The sequence below is a fragment of the Niastella populi genome, assembly GCF_002078015.1.
Taxonomy (GTDB): Bacteria; Bacteroidota; Bacteroidia; order Chitinophagales; family Chitinophagaceae; genus Niastella; species Niastella populi.
Window position 1 is genome coordinate 1 of record NZ_LWBP01000097.1, and the last position, 1,395, is coordinate 1,395.

Annotated in this window: 1 protein-coding gene; it reads left to right on the plus strand. The window is 34.1% G+C overall.

Annotated features, from left to right (window positions below; translation table 11 throughout):
- The first annotated feature begins 915 nt into the window (after window positions 1-915).
- Window positions 916-1,296 (plus strand): hypothetical protein, encoded by a 381-nt coding sequence (locus A4R26_RS10025; RefSeq protein WP_133054614.1) that lies wholly within the window; start codon window positions 916-918, stop codon window positions 1,294-1,296.
- Window positions 1,297-1,395 lie beyond the last annotated feature (99 nt).

Below are 1,395 nucleotides of genomic sequence, written 5' to 3' on the forward strand. Positions count from 1 at the left end.
AATTGGCAGTTTAAGTAACGAGGTTGCGGCCTCTGTTTACATCAATTCATCAAATTCAATTAAATCTTGCATGATATTATTAGATCTATTCTCCATCCCGCTACACTGACAAACGGCTTCACGGAAGCGAGACCATTTTTATTTGGCGTTAGATTAATCCGCGAATTAATATTCTTATTATCCACTTTGAAGCTTTTCCTGGGCGCATTGTTCTAACGTAATCGCTATATTTCAATTTGGCCATAACTATGTTTAATTTGCCAGTTATGGCCAAATTGAGGGAATTGAGCGCAAGAACGATACTTTTAAGTTCTTCGCCAGTTAAATCAGTTTACATATAAACAGACAAACTGTCAAAAGCAATCAAATCCTGTATTAACCGGTTAGACCTTTCGCCCGATCCCGCTACAAGAAAAGGCTTCAGTATTGAAGCCTTTTTTATTTGTTCATTATCAGATAGTTAACGCTTGTATTCTTATCTATAGCTAGCGGATTTGGGTTCAACTCCCGATCTCGAACAAGACAAAATAGAAAGCCTTCACGAAAGAAAATCTCGTTACTTTTTGCGCTTTTACGCTTTTCGGATAGTACAAATACTCCTTAGATTCGTTTCTACATAGCCAGCTCTTCAATTGGGGATTTGAAAATACGGGAAAAACACCCGAGTATTTTTTCTTCAAATTTTTGTAATCTCGAAATTGGAATTTTTTATATCTCCACATTTATTTGATAGGTAGCACTTGGGCATGCAAGAGTATAAACGTAGGATGTCATGCCAATGAGAGTTATAACTAATCAAAAGTAAAAAATGAAAGTCGATTACACTTCGAATTAGAAAAAGATTATTTCTAAGAATTGGAAGAACAAGCAAAATTGAAGTAAGCGACTGGCAACCTAAAGAAAATGAATAAAACTATGACATACAACGAACTTTTATCTCAGATTAAAGGAGTATACATAGAACGACTTGAATCTATTGTACCAAACGATGCCTATTTAGCAAATCCTGACATCCCAAAATCAGTTTATTTGGATTCAGTTTATACTGATATAATGGCATTAGGATACAATTTCAATAATGCTAAAAAAGCAGTTGATGACATATATGAAACGCAGTCATTACTCCATGGGCATAGTACACAACTCCTGAAAAGTATAAAACAAAGAGTTGAAGAAACAGCAAATCTTTATCCAAAAGAAATTAGAGCATTTTCAGAATTTCATAAAATGACTCAGAGCGGGGAAGATTTTGATAAAGCAATTGATGTAATTAGGCATTTATTAGAAATAAATTAGAGTATACATGACCGGAATAATGAAATACATTTTTTTTAAAAGAATTAACATCTGCCAACACAGTAGTGCGTAACGCCACCATAGAATTTTGACATAGAA